Source organism: Chryseobacterium gregarium DSM 19109 (assembly GCF_000430845.1).
In the GTDB taxonomy this organism is placed as follows: Bacteria; Bacteroidota; Bacteroidia; order Flavobacteriales; family Weeksellaceae; genus Chryseobacterium; species Chryseobacterium gregarium.
Genome location: NZ_AUMU01000002.1, coordinates 54,111 through 73,373, shown reverse-complemented (window position 1 = coordinate 73,373; position 19,263 = coordinate 54,111). Strand labels below are relative to the sequence as shown.

18 protein-coding genes and 1 other RNA gene are annotated in these 19,263 nt (G+C 40.3%); 8 read left to right on the top strand and 11 right to left on the bottom strand.

Features of this window, described 5'->3' with window-relative positions:
- Nucleotides 1-98 precede the first annotated feature (98 nt).
- From H561_RS0103040 to H561_RS0103015, 6 genes are all read right to left on the bottom strand, one after another.
- Nucleotides 99-692 (bottom strand): hypothetical protein, encoded by a 594-nt coding sequence (locus H561_RS0103040; protein ID WP_027385680.1) that lies wholly within the window; start codon nt 690-692, stop codon nt 99-101.
- Nucleotides 693-732: 40 nt separating this feature from the next.
- Nucleotides 733-1,377 (bottom strand): HD domain-containing protein, encoded by a 645-nt coding sequence (locus H561_RS0103035; RefSeq protein WP_027385679.1) that lies wholly within the window; start codon nt 1,375-1,377, stop codon nt 733-735.
- A 6-nt stretch (nt 1,378-1,383) separates the two neighbouring features.
- Nucleotides 1,384-2,220 carry an alpha/beta hydrolase family protein gene (locus H561_RS0103030; RefSeq protein ID WP_027385678.1) on the bottom strand — a complete coding sequence of 279 codons (837 nt, stop codon included), beginning with the start codon at nt 2,218-2,220 and terminating at the stop codon, nt 1,384-1,386.
- Between the two features lie 90 nt (nt 2,221-2,310).
- On the bottom strand, nt 2,311-3,198 hold the full coding sequence (locus H561_RS0103025) for a ribokinase (RefSeq protein WP_027385677.1): 888 nt from the start codon (nt 3,196-3,198) through the stop codon (nt 2,311-2,313).
- A gap of 77 nt (nt 3,199-3,275) precedes the next feature.
- On the bottom strand, nt 3,276-3,911 hold the full coding sequence (locus tag H561_RS0103020) for a DUF4241 domain-containing protein (protein ID WP_027385676.1): 636 nt from the start codon (nt 3,909-3,911) through the stop codon (nt 3,276-3,278).
- Between the two features lie 105 nt (nt 3,912-4,016).
- Nucleotides 4,017-6,632: a valine--tRNA ligase gene (locus H561_RS0103015; RefSeq protein WP_027385675.1), complete on the bottom strand. Its 2,616-nt coding sequence runs from the start codon at nt 6,630-6,632 to the stop codon at nt 4,017-4,019.
- A 131-nt stretch (nt 6,633-6,763) separates the two neighbouring features.
- On the opposite strand from H561_RS0103015, the gene H561_RS0103010 reads away from it, so the two are divergent.
- Nucleotides 6,764-7,231 (top strand): DUF1573 domain-containing protein, encoded by a 468-nt coding sequence (locus tag H561_RS0103010; protein ID WP_027385674.1) that lies wholly within the window; start codon nt 6,764-6,766, stop codon nt 7,229-7,231.
- A 153-nt stretch (nt 7,232-7,384) separates the two neighbouring features.
- The gene (locus tag H561_RS0103005; RefSeq protein WP_027385673.1) at nt 7,385-8,254 is read left to right on the top strand and encodes a polyphosphate kinase 2 family protein; all 870 of its coding nucleotides are present in this window, start codon (nt 7,385-7,387) and stop codon (nt 8,252-8,254) included.
- 79 nt (nt 8,255-8,333) lie between these two features.
- Here the strand turns inward: H561_RS0103005 and rnpB are convergent.
- Nucleotides 8,334-8,655, bottom strand: an RNA gene (rnpB, locus tag H561_RS23220) — RNase P RNA component class A.
- A gap of 163 nt (nt 8,656-8,818) precedes the next feature.
- Between rnpB and H561_RS0103000 the strand changes: the two genes are divergently transcribed.
- Nucleotides 8,819-9,310 (top strand): RNA polymerase sigma factor, encoded by a 492-nt coding sequence (locus H561_RS0103000; RefSeq protein WP_027385672.1) that lies wholly within the window; start codon nt 8,819-8,821, stop codon nt 9,308-9,310.
- Entirely contained in the window at nt 9,303-9,974 is a 672-nt protein-coding gene (locus H561_RS0102995) for a hypothetical protein (protein ID WP_027385671.1), read from the top strand. Before H561_RS0103000 ends, H561_RS0102995 begins: the two co-directional genes overlap by 8 nt.
- Nucleotides 9,975-10,062: 88 nt before the next feature.
- Here the strand turns inward: H561_RS0102995 and rpoN are convergent, their stop codons facing one another.
- The 4 genes from rpoN to H561_RS0102975 form a co-directional block, all read right to left on the bottom strand.
- Nucleotides 10,063-11,526, bottom strand: a complete 1,464-nt coding sequence (rpoN, locus tag H561_RS0102990; RefSeq protein WP_027385670.1) for an RNA polymerase factor sigma-54 — start codon at nt 11,524-11,526, stop codon at nt 10,063-10,065.
- Nucleotides 11,527-11,684: 158 nt separating this feature from the next.
- Nucleotides 11,685-13,133, bottom strand: coding sequence for an asparagine--tRNA ligase (gene asnS, locus H561_RS0102985; RefSeq protein WP_027385669.1), 1,449 nt, complete (start codon nt 13,131-13,133; stop codon nt 11,685-11,687).
- A 136-nt stretch (nt 13,134-13,269) separates the two neighbouring features.
- The gene (locus tag H561_RS0102980; RefSeq protein WP_027385668.1) at nt 13,270-13,869 is read right to left on the bottom strand and encodes a CDP-alcohol phosphatidyltransferase family protein; all 600 of its coding nucleotides are present in this window, start codon (nt 13,867-13,869) and stop codon (nt 13,270-13,272) included.
- Nucleotides 13,866-14,543, bottom strand: a complete 678-nt coding sequence (locus H561_RS0102975; RefSeq protein WP_027385667.1) for an LA_2272 family surface repeat-containing protein — start codon at nt 14,541-14,543, stop codon at nt 13,866-13,868. The genes H561_RS0102980 and H561_RS0102975 overlap by 4 nt, the downstream gene beginning before the upstream one ends.
- 106 nt (nt 14,544-14,649) lie before the next feature.
- Between H561_RS0102975 and H561_RS0102970 the strand changes: the two genes are divergently transcribed.
- The 4 genes from H561_RS0102970 to H561_RS0102955 all read left to right on the top strand — a co-directional run bounded on the left by H561_RS0102970 (nt 14,650) and on the right by H561_RS0102955 (nt 19,258).
- Nucleotides 14,650-15,576, top strand: coding sequence for a helix-turn-helix domain-containing protein (locus H561_RS0102970; RefSeq protein ID WP_027385666.1), 927 nt, complete (start codon nt 14,650-14,652; stop codon nt 15,574-15,576).
- A gap of 1 nt (nt 15,577) precedes the next feature.
- Nucleotides 15,578-16,381, top strand: a complete 804-nt coding sequence (locus H561_RS0102965; protein WP_027385665.1) for a helix-turn-helix transcriptional regulator — start codon at nt 15,578-15,580, stop codon at nt 16,379-16,381.
- Between the two features lie 65 nt (nt 16,382-16,446).
- Nucleotides 16,447-18,084, top strand: coding sequence for a serine hydrolase domain-containing protein (locus H561_RS0102960; protein WP_027385664.1), 1,638 nt, complete (start codon nt 16,447-16,449; stop codon nt 18,082-18,084).
- A 130-nt stretch (nt 18,085-18,214) separates the two neighbouring features.
- Nucleotides 18,215-19,258, top strand: coding sequence for a hypothetical protein (locus H561_RS0102955; RefSeq protein WP_027385663.1), 1,044 nt, complete (start codon nt 18,215-18,217; stop codon nt 19,256-19,258).
- The last annotated feature ends 5 nt before the right edge of the window (nt 19,259-19,263 follow it).

Below are 19,263 nucleotides of genomic sequence, written 5' to 3'. Positions count from 1 at the left end.
ACACCGGAAGAAATCAGATTGAGATTTAAGTAAATCGATTTAGGTTCACTTAACTAAATATATCGGTATAATTTAGGGCTTGCAAAGCAAGCCCTAAATTATGGCTTTTTCCTGATCAGCAATACCAGATTCAGGAACAGCAGAAGAAAATCCAGGGTAATCCAGATCCCGACCTTAATATTTTCATAATTGTAGGCTTCAACCTGTTTCTTGGCCAGGTCCGAAAGCTTTACACTCTGATTGATATAGTTCTGGATTTCGATAATCTGGTCAATATTTTTATTCGGCAGGGCATGCTGTGAGAAATAGACCAGGTTTTTCTTTCCGAGATACCCTACGATCCAGTATTCATCAGACCTGTCCATTCTGAGGTATTCTATTCTGTAATATTCCGGGCGTACCTTTCCAATATGCTTGGTGTCAATGACCTTGCCGGCTTCAGAATCGTTTAAAGTCACTACGTAAAAATCAAGAGGCTGAGGCAGTTTATTGATCACCTGCAATGCAACTGAATCTTCCACAATCCCGACCGCGCTTTTTTTGACAAACCAGTAGGTAAAAACAGAAATTGAAAAAATAACGGTAACCACGCGGAACAATTTCGCCCATTCAGCAGCTTTTCCCCTCTTTGTTTTTGATAAAAAAAGAGAAAAAATTAAAGCCCAGAAGATCATCAGAACCGTGAATACCATGCTGCAAAGATACTTATTTTAAAAGGTTTTGAACGGTATGTCAGTCAACATTCCATTCTTTATAAAACTGGTCGAGGAAATTCAGTATAAAATCATGCCTTTCCCCGGCTATTTTTTTTCCTTTTTCGGTATTCATCAGGTCTTTTAATAACAACAGCTTTTCATAAAAATGATTGATCGTTGTCCCGTTTGATTTTTTGTATTCTTCTTTGGACATATTCAGCTTGGGCTCAATATGCGGATCGTACATCAGGTTATTTTTAAAACCACCGAAATTAAATGTCCTGGCAATGCCGATGGCGCCGATGGCATCAATCCGGTCGGCATCCTGAACGATTTTAAGTTCAATGGGAAGATTTTCGGGAGCTTCTCCCCTGTTTTTGAATGAAATATTCCTGATGATAAACAGTACCTGCTCAATAATGTCTTCAGAAGCATCCCAGCTTTCCAGAAATTCCCGTGAAACATTTAATGCCAGCGTTTCGTCCCCGTTATGGAATTTAGGATCTGCAATATCATGGAGAAGGGCTGCGAGTTCCACGACCTCAAGATTGCAGTCTTCCGTTTCCGCAATTTTCTTTGAAAGCTTCCAGACCCGTTCTATATGAAACCAGTCATGCCCGGCTTCGGCCCCTTCCAGCTTTTTCTTTACAAATTCTACCGTGTGTTCAATCAGATCCTGCATTTTATTTCAGTTTAATTCGTTTAAAATAATATCCCAAAGCTTGTTATTGTAGCTCCTGAAAAAATTAATGTGCCCGATTTCCCCTTTCTCCGATTCTGAAGCCTTTATCAGCCTGTAAACCGGTTTAAGATACGGATACGTATCATTCAATAAGCTCTTAACCCCTTTCTCAGTTAACCAGGCATCATCTTCCGCGCGGATAACAAAAACTTCCTGGGTTAAACTTTTGGAATAATCGCCGGTTTTTTCCAATAAGGCACCGGTTGATTTTTTGTTTAAAATTAAGGTTCTCCAGTCAGATGCACAATTTTTCGGCAGACTTTCTCCCAGCCCGAACCAGTGTGCGGGAAAATATCCTAAAAACGCAGTCATTAAAGGCTGTACTATCCCAAAGCCCATATACGCCTCCATTTTTGTCCTGCATTTTAAATTTCCGACAAAAGCATTCTGAATGCCTACGAAAATAAATTTCTCAAATATTTCCGAATCTTTATTCATCCCTATAATCAAAGCTCCGACGGAATGCCCCAGGCAGTATTTCCGGTACTCTTTAAAATTGACTTTGATATACTCCGTCACCGCCTTATAGTCTTCGGAACCCCAGCTTCTCATCGAAGCTTTAAAGCCTTTCAGGTTTTCAGGTTTTGAAAGCCCGATCCCGCGGTAATCATAAGTAATCACGGTAAATCCCATTCCGGAAAAATACCGCGCAAATGAGAAATACACCTGCTGCCTTACCCCTGTTGCGGAATTGATAAGCAAAAGCCGGCCGTTGCTTTTTCCGGGATGAAAGACATGAACCGCAACCGGGAAACCGTTTGAAAAAAGGATGAGCTCTTCCATACATAAAAAAAGAAAAATTCCACTGTAAAAGTGAAATTTTAAACTGTATTACAGGCTATGTTTTTAAGTTTTCGATATGCAGGAAATAACTTAAAGAAAATCAGACACTCTCGGAAGTCCCGTCTGGGAACCCTTCCTGACAGAGACCATTGATGAAACCTGATTACCGAACCTCACACATTCTTCAATATCATTGTTATGGCACAATGCAATGGAAAACCCGGACGTGAAAGCATCCCCCATTCCCATGGTGTACGCATTTTTATCGTGATCATTCCTGCAGTATTTCATTTCTGTCCCATCGAAATAAACGGTAGAGTTGATATCGTCCCTCACAAAAAGCTTATTGAAATATTTTTTAAGAATATCTTCTCTCTGGTCCTCGCCAAAAACAATATGCAGTTCATTGCTTTTCACCACAATAAAATCAACCGCTTCCAGCACCTCCTCGCTCAGTTTCTGTGCAGGAGATGCATACAGGCCTATTTTTTTATGGTATTCCTTGGCTTTTCTGATCGTATATTCAATCACGTCCATTGAAACTTCAAGCTGAAGGAGGATAAGATCTGCCGTATGAAAATGCTGATCTGCTGCCTCTACATGTTCACTGTTCAGGTGATTGTTGGCCGCAGGCACCACTACAATCGCGGCGCTTCCCCCGGATGTTGTCACGTAAGCCGTTCCTGTGGCTTCGCGGTCGGTTTCAAATACAAAATCAACGTTAACATTCTCGCTTACCATATTCTTCGTGACCTGCTGGCCGAGAGGATCTGCCCCGACACAGCCGATAAAATACACACTGGCCCCTAACCTCGCGGTTCCCACCGCCTGATTGGCTCCTTTCCCTCCGAAATAACGCTCTGAATAATGGGCAATGACCGTTTCATTTCCGCACGGGACTTTTTCAGTTTCTAAAACAAGATCAATCGAGGAGCTTCCTACAACGATGATTTTCGGCTGTTCTGATGAGAAATTCATTGTATTTATTATTTTGTGTTGACCAAGCAATACCCCATGCATAAGGCGGGAATTCTATTGCAGATCAATAATGCTGATTAACTGATTTCAATAAATTCAGTGACTACCTTTACCGGCACCTGGTTTTTATCATACGCAATATAACTTGCATAAAAACCTTCGCCGTATCCGGTTTCAAAGGCAAAAATGGTTCCAGGATGATGATCCGACGGTTTTAAGAACGCATACTGGTCAATGGCCCCGTTTTCATCAAAGAAATGCTCATGGAAAAACTCTTCATAAATCCCCATGAAATCCACCCCTTTGCTGTGATACAGCCTTTGTTCAAGCTCATTCAGGATATTCTGGGTATCGCCATCCATGAAACACCCCATTCCGCTTTCCACAGGGTATCCGAAAATTTCGCCTTCCGCCAGATCTTTCACGCGCTGCCCTTCGGTTGTCGCCAGCTGCCAGCCTGAAATTTCAGAACTGCTGAAAATTATTTCGGCATACGCGACACAATTGCTTTCCCTTTCCTTGTGCAGCAAAACAGTGAAATCGCCTTTCGGGAATACCGTGGTAAACGGCTGCATATCATTGGTAATCACAGGATCACAGGCCACCAGTTTCCCGCTGGAAAGATAGATTTTCCCAACTTCGAAGCTTTCCAGTAACGGGCTTTCCACGAAGTCTTTTGAGAATAATTTTTGTATGTTTTCTATGTGTGTCATGTATTTATATTCATTTCGGTATCAGGTGAACATGAAGCATGTATCGTTCATCCTATTATATTCAGCCTGATATTCAATAAATCGTTTAAAATCATTCCGGACCCGTTATAAGCTTTTCAGTTTTTCTTCCAGAATGGCAATTTTGTCCCGGGCATCTTTCTGTTTTCTGCGCTCCACTTCTACGATTTCAGGCTTTGCATTGGCAACGAATTTCTCGTTAGACAATTTTTTATCAACAGAAATTAAAAATCCTTTCAAGTATTTTAATTCCTCTTCTGTCTTTATTTTTTCTTCTCCCAAATCTAAGTTTTCGCTTAACGGGATTGAAACTTCCGTTGACCCGACCAAAAATGTAAAGCTCGGCTTGTCTGTTTTTGTTCCGAAATGAATTTCTGAAACATTGGCCAGTTTTTTAATAACCGGTTCATTGGCAAACCCGGAGGCATTGGTAAAAATCTCTGCTGCTTCTTTCGGGGAAATCCCCTTGGTCTGGCGGTAATTTCTTACCCCCGAAATCACCTCTGTTGCCGTTTCAAAGTTCTTAATAATATCTTCATTAAATGCTTCCGCTTTCTTTTGCTGGGCGATCACCAAAGCCTCATCGGTTTTTCTTTCCGAAATCAACTGCCAGATTTCTTCTGACTGGAACGGTAAAAACGGATGGACCAGTTTCATTAATTCTTCGAAAAGGGCAACGGTCTTATGGTAAACTTCTTTGGAAATTCCTTCACCATAATTCGGCTTGATCGCTTCAAGATAGTAACCGCAGAAATCATCCCAGATTAATTTATAGATCAAATGCAAGGCATCGGAAATCCTGAACTTTTCAAACTGATCATCAATATCAATGATTGTCTTGTTTAATTTATTTTCAAACCATTCGATGGCCTGAGTCTCTGCGGGATTTGCAGGTTTATCTTCATGGCTCCACATATTGATCAACCGGAATGCACTCCAGATTTTCGACATGAAATTTCTTCCCTGCAGCATTAAATCTTCATCAAAAAGAAGGTCGTTTCCGGCGGCAGAACTCAATAAAATCCCTACACGAACCCCATCGGCACCATACTTGTCCATCAATTCCAGCGGATCCGGCGAATTCCCTAAAGATTTCGACATTTTCCTTCGCTGGCTGTCTCTTACGATCCCCGTGAAATAAACATTTTTGAACGGAACCTCTTTCCGGTATTCCAATCCTGCCATGATCATTCTCGCAACCCAGAAGAATATGATATCCGGACCGGTTACCAGATCGGAAGTGGGATAATAGTAATTAATATCTTTATTTTCAGGATCGTTCAGGCCGTCAAATACAGACATCGGCCATAGCCATGATGAGAACCAGGTATCAAGGGCATCTTCATCCTGGCGCAAATCTGAGATCTGAAGATCTGCGATCTGCGATTTTTCTTTGGCCAGAACCAGCGCTTCAGCGATGCTTTCAGCAACGACGAAATCATGTTCTCCGTCTCCGTAATAAAATGCAGGAATCTGCTGTCCCCACCATAATTGGCGGGAAATATTCCAGTCGCGGATGTTCTCCATCCAGTGTTTGTAGGTATTTTTAAACTTTTCAGGATAAAACTTCACCTCATCGTCCATGACAACATCCAAAGCCGGTTTTGCGATTTCAGACATTTTCAGGAACCACTGAACTGAAACTTTAGGCTCAATAACGGCGCCTGTCCTTTCGGAAGTCCCTACTTTATTTACATAATCTTCTGCTTTCAGCAAAAGATCTTTTTCCTGTAATTCTTTTGCGATCTGCTTTCTTACGTCAAACCTGTTTTTTCCGGCATAATGCTGGCCGTGGTCATTTAAGTTTCCGTCATCATCCAGAGAATCAATCATCTGAAGATGGTGCTTCTGCCCGATCTCGTAGTCATTCACGTCATGAGCCGGCGTAATTTTCAATGCACCTGTCCCGAATTCAATATCCACATATTCATCTTCAATAATCGGAACCACTCTGTTGACGATCGGTACGATTACTTTTTTGCCTTTCAGGTGAGCATACCTTTCGTCATTGGGATTGATACAAACGGCAGTATCCCCGAAAATCGTTTCAGGACGCGTGGTAGCTACCGAAAGGAACTCTTCCGTCCCTTCAATTTTATATTTAAGGAAATATAATTTTCCGTTCTGTTCTTTAAAGATGACCTCTTCGTCGGAAATATTGGTCTTTGCTTCGGGATCCCAGTTCACCATCCGGTACCCACGGTAAATCAATCCTTTATTATACAGATCGACAAAACTTTTAATCACCTGCTGAGAAAGAGATTCTTCCATCGTAAAACGGGTTCTGTCCCAATCGCATGAACACCCTAATTTTTTCAGCTGCTCGAGGATCGTTCCGCCATATTTGTCGGTCCATTCCCAGGCATGCTTTAAAAATTCTTCACGGGTAATATCCGATTTATTGATTCCTTCAGATTTCAGTTTGGCAACCACTTTTGCCTCGGTAGCAATAGAAGCATGATCCGTTCCCGGAACCCAGCAGGCATTAAAGCCCTGCATCCTTGCACGGCGGACCAGAACATCCTGAATGGTATTGTTCAGCATGTGCCCCATGTGCAAAATCCCCGTAACGTTGGGAGGAGGAATGACAACAGTGTAAGGCGGCTTTTCATTCGGCTCTGAATGGAAATATTTGTTTTCCAACCAGTAATTATACCACTTCTGCTCTGTTTCCTGTGGATTGTACTTTTCTGAAATCTGCATAAATTCTATTACTTTACTTTACAATGTGCAAAAATAGTCTAAAGAAAAAAAATTTTGAGTATGAATTAAAATAATTTTTAACTTTGTTTCTCAAAATTTATCTAAGAACGTATTTAATAACATTCAAGAATATGAAAAAATTAATTGCAGGAATTGCATTATTCGGAACATTTGCATTAGCATCTGCACAAACCATCACGTTTGACAGGACCACTTATGATTACGGTACCATCAAACCCAGTTCAGACGGTACAAGATTTTTCACGGTAACCAATACCGGTGACAAGCCTCTGGTACTTTCTAATGTAAAAGCATCTTGCGGATGTACAACGCCTGAATTTAAGACAGACCCTATTATGCCGGGAAAATCTGCTCAGATTAAGGTAGGATACAACACGGCTATTAACGGCGGGTTCAACAAAATGATCGAAGTATTTTCCAACGATCCTGCGAACAGCAGAAGCGTCATCTACATCAAAGGAAACGTAGACGCGAATGCTCCTGAACCAAAACCGTTAACTCCTGAAGAACTGAAAGCGAAAGCAAAAGCTGACAAAAAAGCGGCAAAGCAGGCTAAAAAAGTAGCTTCTGTGAAGTAATCTCTACTTAAAAAATAAAGAAACCGTCTCCGTTGAGGCGGTTTTTTTATTATATTTAAGTAAGAAATTAGATGTTATAAACCGGATGTTAGGCTTATAGCTTTATGTTTTGGATTTAGAAATACATTAAATCATTAAATCAACTATTAAAATATGAATACCGATTTGTCAGACGATTTTTTAATCAAAGGAAAATTTTCTATTAAAAAAGCACCCACCGCATATGAAGGCAAAATGACTAAAGAAGAAGGCGTAGCGCTTCTTACCCAGGAACAGGAAAAACTCCGTGAGCTTCAGGAAAAACTGTACGCAGACGGCAGCCAGTCGCTGTTGGTCGTGCTTCAGGCTATGGATGCCGCAGGAAAAGACAGCCTGATCGAGCATGTTTTCGGCGGGGTAAACCCACAGGGGTGCAATGTCATGAGCTTTAAAACACCCAGCTCCAAAGAATATTCCCATGATTTTTTGTGGAGACATTACCTGGCCTTGCCTCAGAAAGGGATGATCGGGATCTTCAACCGTTCGCATTATGAAAGCGTACTGGTATGCAAGGTACATCCTGAATATAATTTAAGTGAAAAGACCTGGGATTCCGTAAAGGATTTTGACAAGACATTCTGGGAAAACCGGTATGAGAGCATCAGGAATTTTGAAAAGCACCTTACGCAAAACGGAACAACGGTTGTTAAAATATTTTTAAATGTCTCCAAAGACGAGCAAAAGAAAAGACTGATTGCCAGAATTGATGAGCAGGAGAAAAACTGGAAATTTTCAGCGGCAGACCTTCCGGAAAGGGCTTTATTCGACCAATATATGGAATGCTACGAAACAGCGATCAACGAGACCTCAAAGGAAAACGCACCCTGGCATGTCATCCCGGCAGACAACAAATGGTTTGCCCGCTTAGCCGCTATACAGATCATTATTGATGCTCTGGAAAAAATGGACCTGAAATATCCTCAGCTTTCAGAAAAAGACCGGGCAGGTCTGGATGATGCTAAAAAGCAACTGGAAAAAGAATAAATTCAGATGAAGGATGGAGGATGGAAGTTGTAAGAAAAATTCACTGTATCAAAACTTCCCTCTTCCAGCTTTTAAAAAAACCACGAGAAAATCTGTAAGCCGGATTTTGTACTTTAAAAAGTGCCTGTTATTTATCTGCGTCGTGCATTGCTGCAAAACTTGAGCTGATTACCCCTCGGCTTTCAGAGCGAGCCGCTCCTATTTCCATTGCTGAAAAGAACCGATATACTTATCATTGCACCGCAAAGAGTTTACCTGGTTTCACTACAGCCGAACTGTACCTGCTTTCTGTTGCACTTGTCCTACCCTCACGGGTGACGGATGTTATCCGCTTTGCTGCTCTCTGGTGTCCGGACTTTCCTACCCTTACCGAAGCAAGAATCAACAGGCCGATTTTCTCGTGGCTGCAAAGATAGGTAAATTGAAACAAAATGTAACAATTTACCAATGCAGCCGTCTAATAATGCAAAATTTAACTGATAACTATTTTTTACATTGTTAGATTATTACATTGTTAAATTAATATTTTGTCTTTATCTTCGTGCAACAATTTACTAACCGGCATTGGCTTCAAAAGAAAAGGAATTTGCGCAGCTTATCAAGGATAATCAGGGCCTGATTATCAAGGTATCACGCCTGTATACCAATTCTCTGGAGGATGAGGAAGACCTATTCCAGGAAATCGTCCTGCAGCTGTGGAGAAGCTATGAATCATTTAAAGGAAATTCCAAGATTTCCACATGGATGTACCGCGTCGCCCTTAATACAGCCATTACCCTTTTCAGGAAAAAAATCAAAAGCCTGCCTACCAATGAGCTGGACATCAATCATTCAGATTTTATAGAAGATGATGACGAAAAACAACAACAGGTATCACTTTTGTATACGGTAATAAAAACGCTTCCGAGTGTGGAAAGAGCCATCGTTACGATGTACCTGGATGACCTGCCCTACAAGGATATTGCGGAAAACCTCGGAATAACAGAGGTGAATGCCCGGGTAAAAATGAACAGATTAAAGAAAACCCTTAAAGAACAGATGGAAAAATATGCCTGAATTTGATTTAGACAGCTTTAAGAAGACGTGGCAGGAACAGCCTGTTCAGCAAAAGTATGACCACCATGAGATCCTTCAGATGTTAAACAGAAAATCACGGAATTACGTGAAATATATCTTCTGGATCAGCGTAGCGGAATTCTCATGTTTTTCGCTGATCGGATTATTCTATATCATCCAGGGTAATGAATCCAATACATTCATCAGCATTCTTGAAAAAATGGGCATCCGGAAAACAACGGAGCTGGAAATGACTTTTGACCACATTTACCTGACCTTAAAAATTTTAAGCTTAGCCGTAACCGCCTATTTTGTCTATAAATTCTATCAGAACTATAAGGATATCAAAATTGAGGAGAACCTTAAAAAATTCATCCTTAAAATCATTCAGTTTAAGAAGACCGTTAATGCTTTTATCTTAATCAATATCCTGCTGTTGATTACCTTCACTTCTATTTTTACTGTTTTCGTTTGTTATATTGTAAATACCCAGAATATAGAAATCACCAGTTCCACAATTACAGGATTCATAGCCGGCATTATCATCAGTACGGTTTTTACCGTGTTGATTGTCTGGCTGTATTACAGGGTGGTGTACGGTATTATTATCAAAAAACTCGGCCGGAACTTAAAGCAGTTGCAGGAAATAGACTCTCAGGAATAATAAGAGATTCATTTTTAAGAAATCCGGATAAAACATTTATTATCGGGCATAAAAAAAGCATTTCAGATCGAAATGCTTTTTTTTATTTTTATAGTTCTTTCCTGAGCCTTGCCACCGGAATATTAAGCTGTTCGCGGTATTTGGCGATCGTCCTCCTGGCAATATTATAGCCCTGTTCTTTCAGAATGACTACCAAGGCATCATCGGTTAACGGCTTTCTTTTATTTTCCTTGCTGATGACTTCCTGCAGGTGCATTTTGATCTCTTTTGTGGAAACCTCTTCCCCGTCATCATTTGTCAGGCTATCTGAAAACAGATCCTTTAAATAAATAATACCGTTTGAAGTATCGGCATATTTGCTTTTTACCACCCTTGAAATGGTGGAAATATCAAATCCGGTAATATCTGCAATATCTTTAAGGATCATCGGTCTTAAAGATTTTTCATCCCCTGTAATAAAATAGTCTTTCTGAAACTTTACGATGGCTGTAATTGTCTGCAATAAAGTATTCTGGCGCTGATTGATGGCATCAATATACCATTTTGCGGCATCCAGTTTCTGCTTGATGAACAGAGCGGCCTGTTTATGCTCAGAAGAGTTTTTATCGTGGGAATAAGTGGTTAAGATATCCTTATATTCCTCCGAAACCCTTAAAGTCGGAGCATTTTTACTGTTCAGCATAGGAATCACCTGTCCGTCTTTTACCTGAATTACAAAATCCGGAATAATTTCCTGGTTGATGGTGATGGTCTGGGTATCAAAGTTCCCTCCTACTTTAGGGGACAATTTAGAAATTTCCTCCAGGGCATCTTTCAGGTCTTCCTCTTCAATATCGTATTTCTGGATAATCTTGTTATAATGCTTATTGGTCAGCGCATCAAACTGGAACCTTAGGATATTGGCAGCCAGGGAAACCGCTTTGTTGGAGCTCACTTTCTTTTCAATCTGTAAAAGAAGGCATTCCTGCAGGCCTCTTGCGCCCACTCCCGGCGGATCAAGCTTCTGTACATAATTTTCAAGAATATCTTCAATTTTTTCCTTGGTCGTATAAACACCCTGAGAGAAGGCAAGGTCATCAACAATGGATTTGATTTCCCTTCTTAAATAACCATCCGTATCAAGGTTGCCGATCAGGTATTCCGCGATTTTTTCATCCTCGTCACTGATATTGATCAGGTGGATCTGCTCCAGCAGATAATCGTAAAGGGACTGCCCTTCCGTTAAGAGGCTTTCGTTATCGAATTCTTCATCATCAGGGGAATAGTTGCTGGATGCCGTTTTATAAGTCGGCTCATCGTCATAAAGGTACTGGTCAACATCAAAATCCGTTTCAATAGTATCTGTGCCTTCGCTTTCATAAGATTCCTCCAGCGAAGCATAATCATCTTCTTTGGATTCCTCTTTTGCAATTTCCAGGGCCGGGTTTTCTTCCAATTCTCTCTCAAGTTCCTCCTCAAATTCCAGCGTGTGAAGCTGGATCAGTTTCATCAGCTGAATCTGTTGAGGAGCCAGCTTTTGTCCTAATTTGAGTTGTAAGTGTTGTTTAAGCATATTTTACTAGATGGTGTTAACATAACATATTCTACGAATTTAATAAATATTTTTGATAAAATAACATTTTAGCACGATTTTTGTATAATCGACCAAATAATAATGACTTTTTAAAATAAACAAAAAGCCTTACAGATAACTGTAAGGCTTTTTTATATCTAAAATTCAGCATTTTTAGGCGTTCTCGGAAAAGGAATCACGTCCCTGATGTTGGTCATTCCCGTTACGAAAAGTACCAGTCTTTCCAACCCTAATCCGAATCCGGCGTGCGGCACGGAACCGAACTTCCGGGTATCCATGTACCACCAGAGCTCATGTTCGTCAACCTGCATTTCTGCCATTTTCTGTTTTAAAACATCCAACCGCGCTTCTCTTTCCGAACCTCCGATGATTTCACCGATTCCCGGGAAAAGCACATCCATTGCCGCAACGGTTTTGTTATCGTCGTTGAGCTTCATATAGAACGCCTTAATCTCTTTCGGATAATCAAATAAGACCACCGGGCTTTCAAAGTGTTTTTCAACCAAGTACCTTTCGTGTTCAGACTGAAGGTCGGTTCCCCAGCTTTCAACCGGATACTGGAATTTTCCTTTTTTGTTTTCTTTTGAGTTCATCAGGATCTCAATGGCTTCTGTGTAAGAAACCCTTTTAAAACGCTTGGCCACTACATTTTCCAGTTTTTCAATAAGGCCTTCTTTGGCTCTGTCTTTTTCCGCTTTTCCTTTTTGCTCTTCTGCAAAACGTTTATCCAAGAAGTCCAGGTCATCTTTACAGTGGTCCAATACATATTGAATAACATATTTTAAGAAGTCTTCCGCCAGATCGATGTTATCCTCAAGGTTGTTGAACGCCACTTCCGGTTCAATCATCCAGAATTCCGCAAGGTGCCTTGTCGTGTTGGAGTTTTCTGCCCGGAACGTAGGTCCGAAGGTGTAGATCCTCCCCAATCCCATCGCGGCGGTTTCTCCTTCAAGCTGTCCTGAAACCGTCAGGTTGGTTTTCTTACCGAAGAAATCCTGGGCAAAATCAATATCGCCCTGCTCATCTCTCGGGATATTGTTTAAATCGAAGTTGGTCACCCCGAACATTTCTCCTGCGCCTTCCGCATCAGCACCTGTTACGATGGGTGTGTTGATATAAAAGAACTGGTTCTGGTTAAAGAACGAGTGGATGGCAAAACTCACGGCGTGGCGCACTCTGAAAACGGCCCCGAATAAATTGGTCCTGAACCTTAGGTGAGCCTGATCTCTCAACGTTTCCAACGTGTGTTTTTTAGGCTGAAGAATGGTTTTATCTCTTTCTTCCGTAAAGTTATCTCCTAAAATAATAATTTTTTTAGCGATAATTTCCACAGCCTGTCCGGCTCCCTGGCTTTCCACCACTTCACCTACAACTTTCAGGGACGCAGCTGTACTGATTTTATTTATAATCTCTTCGTCAAAATTTTCGAAATCAACAACAATCTGCAAATTATTAATCGTAGAACCATCATTAAGCGCAATAAAACGATTGGCACGGAACGTTCTTACCCAGCCGTAAACCGTGATGTCATGATGTAATACTTTCCTGTAATCCTGTAGGACTTCCTTAATTGTCTGCTTTTTCATTTTGTCGATAATAAATTTTTGTATAAAAATTAATGTGGGCAAAGTTACAAAAAAACAGCGCAATATGATGATGACGCTGTGTTTTTACCCAATCATTTATCAATAATTTAACCGGAAAATCCGTTTTAAATGCGAATCAATTAAAGAAAACCGTCTTTTTTCTCTGTTTCCCCTGGCGGATCTTCCAGGCATGATAGGAACTGGGAACATCATACTGCCATTTCGGGAGCAGCAAAACAATAAGGATCACATCAATGTGGGAAATGAATCCTAACGCTACCGTCAGATAAAAAGCCCAGCCCGCCTGTTGAAAGCCTATCAGATAGGTAAAAGCAATCAGCAGGCTCAGGCCCCACATTTTTGACAAAAAGGCATGGGTACAGGTTTCTTTACCGAATTTCAGGAAACTGACAAGATAGCAGAGGGCTTCCATCCCAAAGATCAAAAGGATTCCCGGCCATTCGTTTGTAATGAGTTCAGGAGCCATAAAATAGGAAGCAAAGCCCAATGAAAGCCAGAACACCAGATCGGTCTGGCTATCCAGTCTTCTCAGCTGTTCAGATGAGACACCGGCTTTCCGGGCAATAATTCCGTCGAAAATGTCGGTAAGCAATCCGGTATACATCAATCCTAAAATCAAAAATCGGGATTCTTCTCCTTGGAGATACGCTAAAGCCATAATAACCGGCGCCAGGATAAATCTTACCGCAATTAAAATATAAGGTACTGTTTTCATGACTTTTTGGTTTTAGCTTTAAAATTCCAGTTGATCAAAGGCAGTTTCCTCTTTTCGTTGACATTCCACAATCCAAGCTGAAACCCTTTAAGATTTCCGGCCTTGTTCACCAGCCCGATCTGCACCCCTCTCATCTTTTTGGATTCATTGAACCCGGAGACCTGCAGCCCTTTGAAATCATCTGAATCGTTTCCGATAAAAGCCATGTGCAAACCGTATCCTTTTTCAGAACTGTTAGCAAATCCAGAAATATGGATCCCTGTTAGATTTCCCGAAGTATTATTGTAAAAATTTACAGAAACTCCATTGGTAACCCGTGCATGATGATAGATCGAAATCCCGACCCCGTTAAGTTTTTCACCATCCACCATCCCGCCGGTAGAAATATGCAGTCCGTTTACCGTAACCGTTGATGTTTCTTCTGTAGGAACGGGGATGGCTTTAGGAATAAGGGGATAAATCAGGCTAAGCGGGTTCGCCTGCAGATTCAGGCCGTTAATTTTTTGTTTTTTGTAAATATCTAATACCCCAATGTTAATTCCTGACGTATTTCTTGTCACTGACTTTTTAGGATTTACCGAAAATACAGCAGGCTTTATCTTAACGCTGTCGTGGTCCTGGCCATGCAATACCATGCTGATGAGCACATTCAATAGTATTAAATTCTTATTCATGATATCTTGTTTTAAAATTATACTTCAAAAGTATCTGTGAAAATCACCAATCCGAATGCGGAAAAAAATTAAAATAAAGAAGTACATTTGTGAAAATCACAAAAACATGCATCAGGAGCTTTTACTTAAAGAAATCCGCAGAAGGATTGGCGACAAATCATTGAATGACGAGATTGCCAATATTCTTGACATCAGCTATGATGCGGCACACCGCCGGACTTCCATGAAGGCAAAGTTCAGTTTTGAGGAAGCATTGGAACTGGCGAAATACTATCAGATCTCCCTCAATCAGTTTATCACTTCAGACCGGCAGCTCGTGGTCCAGAAAACATCAGCGGTAAATACAACAGAAGATCTGCAGTCTTTTTTTCAGAATAACCTCAGCATTTTTGAAAACCTCCCGTTTACTGATGAGATGACGGTGTATTACTCTGCTAAGGATATTCCGTTTTTCTATACGCTTTCAGATACCCTGCTTTCCCGTTTTAAGATTTATGTCTGGATGAACCTGCTGAACGCAAAACAGGTTTTTATTCCTTTTCTGCATTTTTCGCCGCCATATTCCGAATCAAATACCCAGAAACTCAGGAAAAAATATGAAGCACAAAATATAGTGGAGCTCTGGAATGACCTGACCATCTCCAGTATTCTGCAACAGATTTTATTTTATTATGAAACGGGACTTTTAGAAAAAAACGAAGCAACAGTTATCCTGAAAGAATTAAAAGAACTGATCGCCTATATTGAACAGAAGACAGAAAACAATCCGAAGTTTCACCTGTACGAAAACGAACTGATGCATCTTTCCAACGACATTTTTTTTCACCATCCGCAACAATCCCTTTTTGCGATCCCTGTGAATATGTTTGGCTATATTCTGATTAATGATGAAAAAACCTGTGGTGAAACACGAAATTATTTTGAGCACCAGATCAAAAATTCAAAATCGCTGAACACTTCGGGAAACCGTGACAGGAAAATATTTTTCAATAAAATGTATGGTCAGATTGAAAATTTAAAACAAAAACTATAATATGAAAAGCCTCCGTCATGGTGAATTTTTCGGGCAAACCAATGAAACCCTCCATTTAGACGGTTTAACTATTACCGATACTGAGTACACCCATCCTTTTGTCGACTGGCATTATCATGAAAACCCATATTTTACTTTTCTGCTGCAGGGACATATGACGGAAGGAAACAAAAAAGAAATGTATGACTGTTCTGCAGGAACACTGCTCTACCATCATTGGGAAGATGCGCATTACAATATCAGGCCGGATATTTTCACGAGAGGATTCCATCTTGAACTTACGGAAGACTGGTTTAAACAGTTTGATATTTCAAAAGACTCCCTGGAAGGAAGCTTCAATGTAAAAGACCCTGTTATAAAATTGCTTATGCACCAGATTTTCAGGGAAACAAAAATGAATGCTCCAGGGATTGAACTGCCTGTTCATGAACTTTTACTCAATATTTTCAGTCAGTTATCCGGCAAGGCCAAAAATGCTGATAAAAAACCGCAATGGGTAAGTAAGATCGATGAAATACTCCACGGAAGTTTCACGGAAAAATTAAGCCTGACCGAGCTTTCAAAGACACTGGACGTTCATCCTGTTCATCTGAGCAGGGATTTTCAGAAGCATTTTCACTGCACTTTAGGAACATACATCCGGAAACTGAAGATCAGCAGATCCTTAACCCTTCTCAACACCCATAGGTCTTTAACGGAAATAGCACTGGAATGCGGTTTTGCAGATCAAAGCCACTTTATCAGGTCATTCAGAGAGAATATGGGAATTGCTCCGCTTCAATACAAAAACCTTCTGAAGAAATAAAAATGTTAATTTCATTCTATTTTTTATACCATCAGAGGCCTACTTTTGTTCAGATAAAATTTAACATGAAAACAATTCTTTTATCCGTTCTGATTTTTATTTCCGGTTTCTCTTTAAGCCAAAATCTGGTTGAGCCTGAAAAGATTGAAAATCCTGTTCAGAAAAACCATCTGAACAAAATTTTATTTTTAGATCAAATGATTCCTCTGGAAAATACGAAGGAAACCGATTTTCTGAAAACAATGACATTTCAGGAAGATAAAGACCTTGACCTCCGCATTTTTCTGGATAACTCACTGGTCAATTATTTACATCAGCTTGACTCCAGTTTATCGGCGGATGAATTGCTTAAAAAAGGAAATTACCAATTCAGTTTTTACATTGACGGAAAATTAATTTATACGGAGGACCTGAATCCGGGAGCCGGAACAGCGGAAAGCAAAAAGCTGAAAACCAATTTCAGAATTCCTTTATTAAGTTCAAAAAATGAAGATTCCTGGGGAAAATATATGTGGACAAGGTTTTATATGGCCCATGGCGGAATTGACGCCATGAGTGAAGGAAATCATGTGTTAAAGATTGAAATCAGACCTTATTTAAAAACTTCGTCAGTAAAAGTCGGAAATACCATGGCTTCCGGTGAAATTCACTTAACCGTTCCTCACAAAGACATTTCGGAGGATCAGATGGCTGTGCAGAAGATTCAGCCCGACAGCGGATGGAAAGTGTCTGATGAAAAATTTGATCAGGAAAAAATCAGGCTTTTAAATACAAAAATTGCAGAGAACAGGTTCAGGGATATTACCGGTATTGTAATCATCAAAAATGAAAAGCTTCTTTTGGAGGAATATTTCAGCCGGTCGGGAAGAGATTCCCTGCAGGACACGCGTTCGGTCGGGAAATCTTTTGCCTCCGCTCTGATGGGAATCGCCATCCAAGACGGTTATTTTAAAAGTGAAAACCGGATGCTGAAAGAGTTTTATGACCTGAAACAGTTCAAAAATTATTCGTCCCGCAAAGACAGCATTACCATTAGAAGCCTGCTGACGATGAGCTCGGGATTTGACGGAAATGATGCTGATGAAAGCTCTTCCGGAAATGAGGAAAATATGTACCCTACAGAGAATTGGGTGAAGTTTGCTCTGGATCTGCCTGCTACGGAAAACAAGCCCGGGAAAACCTGGAGCTATTTTACGGCAGGGGTTGTATTGACAGGCGATATTTTAGATAAAACAGTTCCCGAAGGTCTGGAAAAATATGCTGGTAAAAAGCTTTTTCAACCGCTCGGAATCACGAATTATCAATGGCAGTTTACCCCGCAGCAGAAGCCTTCACTGGCCGGAGGACTTCGGATGAAAGCGCTGGATTTTGCCAAATTCGGACAGCTTTATAAAAATAACGGAATATGGAAAGGCCGGAAAATGATCGACAAAAACTGGATAAAAAGATCTTTCACCAACTATTTCACCAGTGACCAGGATTTTGAATGGTACGGCTATCTATTCTGGAGGAAAGTTTATAAAGCGGGAAATCAAAGTTTTGAGGCCTATCAATCCAGTGGAAACGGCGGAAACAAAATTATTGTATTCACGGAAATTCCTGTCGTGATCGTGATCACAGCAAAAGCTTACAATAAATCCTATGCCCACTTACAGGCGGAAAAGATAGTGGAGGAGTATTTGCTTCCGGCGATTAATAAATGATAAGCAATGAATAATGTGTAATAAAAGATGAGTGATTCATGATATCGTCACTCATCTTTTTTACTAAAAGGCTTGGTTATTATAGTACTTTATATTTTTCAAAAAAATGTATCTTTAATAAAAATAAACCATGAGGATTTCACTTGTACTGTCGCTTTTCATTTTATCATCCTGCTATAGTCCTAAAACAGAGGTGGAAGAAGACAGGCATCCTGAAATTCCGGAATTTCCTAATTTTTCGGATAAAACAGTTGTTTTGGAGAAGGTCATGGAGCTTCCGCTTTCACAGAAAGACAACTGCAGCTATCTGGTGAAAGACCATTATTTTTTTATCTACAATTACCCGGTAACAGATTCCCATGAGAACCATACCAACAGGATTTTTATAATGCGTGAGGGCAGGCTGGCCATTGCTGAACAATGGAACAACAGGCCGAATATCAATAATCTTGCTTTCATAGATGATACAGGTAACCTGTATGCCAATGACCGGAAATATATCGCTCCGGATTTCCGTCATAAAAAAATTCTGCCTTTCTATGATCCGGATGATATCACGAAAAAATACGAGCACCTCTTTCACACGGGAGAACCTGAAAAAGATTCTGCATTAATAAAAAAAATAGCCGATGAGAAATCTGCTTTTCAACAAACCATTTTGAATAAGACGGATCGGATTCTGTTAATCCCCGATGAAGCGAGAACCGGAATTTTGAATTATGCAGCGTATGGTGACAATTACCTGGGTAACCCTGATCAGAAAGATCCTTATTTTATTTCTTCAAATCTTCTGAAATCCTTTGAAAAATTCTCTGAAAAAGATGATCCTTTATATATAACGCTTCATCCTAAGATACAGCTGTTGCGGAAAGGGAATGTCTTTTCAGCCGAAATCCGGAAAGAAAACAGGGATACCGTATTTTTTCAGGTGAAGGATAAGATTGTCTCAGGCAACCAATGGTTCAGCACCGGGAACCATTTTGTAGCATCGTTCGGCTATCATCCTGTGCATATGTATTATTATGATATAAAACTCGGCAGTAAAACGATTTCCACCAAAGAGGACCATAATAAACTAGCCGTCTCTGATCCTGTAAGAACCAAAGCGGGAAAATATTTTTTAGTAAGTAATATAAAGGAGGGAAAATTTCAGATCTATTATCTGAAAAACTGATGATG